The sequence below is a fragment of the Algibacter sp. genome, assembly GCF_029245835.1.
Taxonomy (GTDB): domain Bacteria; phylum Bacteroidota; class Bacteroidia; order Flavobacteriales; family Flavobacteriaceae; genus Algibacter_B.
Genome location: NZ_JAQWOO010000098.1, coordinates 1 through 4,508, shown reverse-complemented (window position 1 = coordinate 4,508; position 4,508 = coordinate 1). Strand labels below are relative to the sequence as shown.

The window sequence follows — 4,508 nt, the reverse complement described above, 5'->3', positions numbered from 1 at the left end:
GTGGGAGAAGACTTAATTGAGACTGACTATTCGTCTTCCAAACGATGTTGCTTTTCATACCTTTAAGATACGAAAACCAATACTTTTTTTAAAATCTAAAACAATAAAAAAGAGACTGCCTTTTTAGACAGCCTCTTTTTATTTACTTCTTAGGAAGTGGGCTTATTATTTTTACATTCTGAAAGGCAATAGCACCCCTTATAATTCCTGAAATAACATCTTGCAAGGCTTCTATAATCTGCATTTTTAATTCACTTTTATGATAAATGATGCTCACTTCTCTTGCTGGAGAAGGTTCATTAAAGTAGTGTAGATTTTCTTTCTCTTTATCGTTAATATCAAGAGTGTGCAAATAAGGTAGGAGTGTCATTCCTAAACCTTCATTAGATAACTTTATAAGTGTTTCAATACTACCACTTTCTAATTGAAATGTTTCATCAGATTGGTCTTTGAAAACTTTACATAAATTTATAACACCATCTCTAAAACAATGTCCGTCTTCAAGCAATAACATATCATTAATATCTAAATCTGAAACATCAATTTTTTTGCTTGAATGTAAACGATGACCTTTAGGTATATAGCTTACAAAAGGCTCAAAATAAAGTACACGCTCTTTAATACTCTCGTCTTCTAAAGGCGTTGCTGCAATAGCAGCATCTAAATGCCCATCTTTAATTCTAGTTATAATTTCTTCAGTAGTAAGCTCTTCAATTTTGAGTTTTACTTTGGGATGTTTTTTTATAAAATTTTTCAAAAACATAGGCAGTAAGGTTGGCATTATTGTAGGTATGATACCAAGTTTGAACTCGCCACCTATAAACCCTTTTTGTTGGTCTACAATATCCTGAATACGGTACGACTCGTTCACAATATTTCTAGCCTGAGTAACTATTTTTCTACCAACATCAGTCAGTTCAATAGGCTTTTTACTTCTATCAAAAATTTGAACATCTAATTGGTCTTCTAGTTTTTGAATTTGCATACTTAAAGTGGGCTGTGTTACAAAACACTTTTCGGCGGCTTTTGTGAAATTCTGGTTTTCGGCTACAGCCAAAACATAATATAATTGGGTAATTGTCATGTTTATAAATTTAGGCTATAAAAATATAAAAACTATCAATAAAATTTATAGAAATTAGTATTAATAATAAATTAAATTAGTGGTAATAAAAAACAACATTATGACACTATTAAATAGTATTGGTTTAGATGCTAACAAGACAAAAGATTTAGCAAACGATTTAAATAATCTATTGGCTAATTTTCAAATATATTACCAGAATTTAAGAGGTATTCATTGGAATATTAAAGGAAAACGTTTTTTTGATTTGCATGTAAAGTTTGAAGAGCTTTATACAGATGCCAACTTGAAAGTAGATGAAATTGCCGAACGTATTTTAACTTTAGGAGAAACACCTTTACATACTTTTCAAGATTATTCAGCGCAAGCACAAGTGCCAGTTGGTAAAAATGTTTCTGAAGATGAAAAAACAGTTGAGTTAATTGTTGATTCGCTTACAGAACTATTAAAAATAGAAAGACAAATATTAGATAAATCTGGCGATGCTAATGATGAGGGTACAAATGCTTTAATGAGTGATTTTATTACAGAACAAGAAAAAACGGTTTGGATGATGAAAGCGTGGTTAAGCTAAAATGTCTAAAGAAATAATTTAGTTAAAATGAGTTTGAGAAAGCGCCCTTCAAAATACAAAGGACGCTTTTTTTATTCTGCTGATACTGGAGTTTGCGAAATCGAAAATAGATTTAAGCTACAGTCTTATTTTAAGGAAATATATTCTGGTTTTCACTATAGGATTTAATAAGAAATGACATTTCTTTTCATACTAATGTAAAATCTCCACATTTCGAATAAAAATATTCTTATCAGGCCAATCGCCATTATCAGTTTTTACAGCAGCAATTTTATCAACGATATTCATGCCTCGTGTAACATGTCCAAAAATAGTGTAATCGCCGTCTAGAAAATGGGCGCCACCTTTTTGGCAAACTATAAAAAACTCAAAAGGAGAAGCGAGTTTATGCGGATTCCTAATTTCGCTACTTGGCATAGAAATAACACCTCGGTTATGCTTAAAACCACGCTTGGTATCTGGTGGTAATAAGTATTTGCCAATATGAGCTCGTTTTCTAGCCGTTTTTACATCGTCACTATTTCCAGCTTGAACTATAAAATTATCAATAACCCTGTAAAATTGAGTCCCGTTAAAGTATTTCTGTTTCGTTAACCATATAAAATTGGAACGATGGAATTTTGTTTCGTTGTAAAGCAAAATATCAATTTCACCAAAGTCAGTGGTAATGCGGACTTTATTTTCTTTGTGGTGTTTATCATATTCCAAGAAAAATTCCATCGCACTTTTAGAATCTAGCTTAGGGAATTCACGCTCAGGTTCTACTACCAAATCTTTTTTCACTTCTTTACTAGTTTTCTCAACTTGTACTTTAGGAGTTGTTTTCTTTTTAGTTTGTTTATCTTCACAATTCAGAAATAAAAGAAAAAAACATAATAACATTACGGTGCGCATAAACTATGAGGTTTGAAGAATTCTTAAAATCAGTTTCAAAAATAAAAAATATACAGCTTCCAGCCGAAACATCTCATCTTAAAATGGTTCCACCTTTTCGTAGGGAGCTTTTAAAACAACAACAAGAAGCTATAAAAAAAGCAAAACATGCTGGTGTATTGGCATTGTTTTATCCAGATAAAAAGGAGCAAACAAAGTTTATATTGATTCTCAGAAAAACCTATAAAGGTGTTCATTCTGCCCAAGTTGCTTTTCCTGGTGGTAAATTAGAAGCACAAGATACCTCATTGCAAGATACTGCTTTAAGAGAAACTTATGAAGAAGTGGGCGTGCCAATTGAAGCTGTTCAGGTAGTTAGAAAAATATCTCAAGTTTATATACCTCCTAGCAATTTTTATGTACAACCATTTATAGCACTTACGCAAGTAATGCCTAAATTTATTAAACAAGATGATGAAGTTGAGGCACTTATTGAAGTTAGTTTAAAACATTTTTTAGACAAGCAATCTTTAATAACCCAAAAAGTAAAAACATCATACAGTGTTGAGGTTGAGGTGCCTGCATTTAAATTAAATGATTATGTAGTTTGGGGCGCAACAGCAATGATGCTAAGCGAAATTAAAGACTTGCTAAAACAACTCTAGTTTTATTACATTTGCATACTCAACATAAATAAGTATAATTAGAATTTAGCAAACTATTTTTGTTTTTAACAAGTCATAATTTTTAAGTATAGTATTTCTACAGTTTAAAATTTCAACGACGTTAGAAGGAAAAAGAGGACGCTAAAAATTATGAAATTTATTTATATGGAGTATTTTACATAACCAATTTTGACGCGTGATTTATGGGATTGTTTAAAAAAAATCCATTCGGACATATACTTTTTCTAAAAAAATGGCTTATCAGAATCTTTGGAGCCCTTACCCATAGGCGTTTTAGAGGATTTAATGAGTTGCAAATAGAAGGGTCTGAAATTATTAAAGATTTACCAGATACTAACGTTTTATTCATATCAAATCATCAAACATATTTTGCTGATGTGGTAGCCATGTTTCATGTGTTTAATGCAAGTTTAAGTGGTCGTACAGATTCTATAAAAAATATTGGCTACTTATGGAATCCTAAGCTAAATATTTATTATGTAGCTGCCAAAGAAACCATGAAAGCGGGCTTGTTACCAAAAATTTTGGCCTACATGGGTTCCATTAGCATTGAGCGCACGTGGCGGTCTGAAGGTAAAGATGTAAATAGGCAGGTTAAAATGAGCGATATTTCTAGTATCGGTAAGGCTCTAGATGATGGATGGGTAATTACCTTTCCGCAAGGCACAACCACACCTTTTAGGCCTATCAGAAAAGGAACTGCACATATTATAAAACGTTATAAACCCATTGTTGTACCCATTGTAATTGATGGTTTTCGTCGCTCTTTCGATAAAAAAGGCTTGCGTGTAAAGAAGAAAAACATCCTTCAATCTATGGAGATAAAAGCTCCTTTGGAGATTGATTACGATAATGAAACTACCGAAGATATTGTAAAAAGAATAGAATTCGCTATAGAGCAACATTCTTCATTTTTAAAAGTAATTTCTCAAAAAGAATTAGAGGAAAAAGAAGCACTTCATAAGCTTCGAAAGTGGAAAAAGGAGTAAATTAAACATCTTTTTTTTGGCGTTACCCGAAAAGGGTCGGGATTTCCGCTATATCTTTTTAAACGGCATTGCGAGGAGCGAGCTACGAAGTAATCTGCCACTTATAAGGTCATCACACAATTAGTACATCTTATTTTTAAAAAGGATGCCGCTGCAATCCCTGAATACAGCTCGGGTTCCAGTATTAGAGGTGGTACTAAGGTAAACCATATGGCGGACAAAACCATGAAATCGTTGCTCCAAATGTGTGCGCTCTCAGCAGTAAGGCACGATGCGCAGTTAAAGGCATATTACTTAAGAAA

Annotated in this window: 5 protein-coding genes and 1 pseudogene; 4 read left to right on the top strand and 2 right to left on the bottom strand. The window is 32.5% G+C overall.

Annotation, left to right across the window (positions count from 1 at the left end):
* Positions 1-142: 142 nt before the first annotated feature.
* The gene (locus P8K68_RS14720; protein WP_300252645.1) at positions 143-1,084 is read right to left on the bottom strand and encodes a hydrogen peroxide-inducible genes activator; all 942 of its coding nucleotides are present in this window, start codon (positions 1,082-1,084) and stop codon (positions 143-145) included.
* Between the two features lie 100 nt (positions 1,085-1,184).
* Between P8K68_RS14720 and P8K68_RS14715 the strand changes: the two genes are divergently transcribed.
* Positions 1,185-1,658 carry a Dps family protein gene (locus tag P8K68_RS14715; protein ID WP_300252642.1) on the top strand — a complete coding sequence of 158 codons (474 nt, stop codon included), beginning with the start codon at positions 1,185-1,187 and terminating at the stop codon, positions 1,656-1,658.
* Positions 1,659-1,850: 192 nt separating this feature from the next.
* Here P8K68_RS14715 and P8K68_RS14710 read toward each other — a convergent pair whose 3' ends face one another.
* Entirely contained in the window at positions 1,851-2,552 is a 702-nt protein-coding gene (locus P8K68_RS14710; protein ID WP_300252640.1) for a peptidylprolyl isomerase, read from the bottom strand.
* Positions 2,553-2,557: 5 nt separating this feature from the next.
* On the opposite strand from P8K68_RS14710, the gene P8K68_RS14705 reads away from it, so the two are divergent.
* The 3 genes and pseudogenes from P8K68_RS14705 to P8K68_RS14695 form a co-directional block, all read left to right on the top strand.
* Positions 2,558-3,196: a CoA pyrophosphatase gene (locus tag P8K68_RS14705; RefSeq protein WP_300252638.1), complete on the top strand. Its 639-nt coding sequence runs from the start codon at positions 2,558-2,560 to the stop codon at positions 3,194-3,196.
* Between the two features lie 203 nt (positions 3,197-3,399).
* Positions 3,400-4,206, top strand: coding sequence for a lysophospholipid acyltransferase family protein (locus P8K68_RS14700; RefSeq protein WP_300252636.1), 807 nt, complete (start codon positions 3,400-3,402; stop codon positions 4,204-4,206).
* 159 nt (positions 4,207-4,365) lie between these two features.
* Positions 4,366-4,508, top strand: a pseudogene (locus P8K68_RS14695) (transposase); the annotation flags it as partial.

What these genes read in the sequence shown, in the direction of transcription:
- P8K68_RS14705 (WP_300252638.1), top strand. Translation starts at nt 2,558, where the DNA reads ATGAGGTTTGAAGAATTCTTAAAATCAGTTTCAAAAATAAAAAATATA.
- P8K68_RS14720 (WP_300252645.1), bottom strand. Translation starts at nt 1,084, where the DNA reads ATGACAATTACCCAATTATATTATGTTTTGGCTGTAGCCGAAAACCAG.
- P8K68_RS14700 (WP_300252636.1), top strand. Translation starts at nt 3,400, where the DNA reads ATGGGATTGTTTAAAAAAAATCCATTCGGACATATACTTTTTCTAAAA.
- P8K68_RS14710 (WP_300252640.1), bottom strand. Translation starts at nt 2,552, where the DNA reads ATGCGCACCGTAATGTTATTATGTTTTTTTCTTTTATTTCTGAATTGT.
- P8K68_RS14715 (WP_300252642.1), top strand. Translation starts at nt 1,185, where the DNA reads ATGACACTATTAAATAGTATTGGTTTAGATGCTAACAAGACAAAAGAT.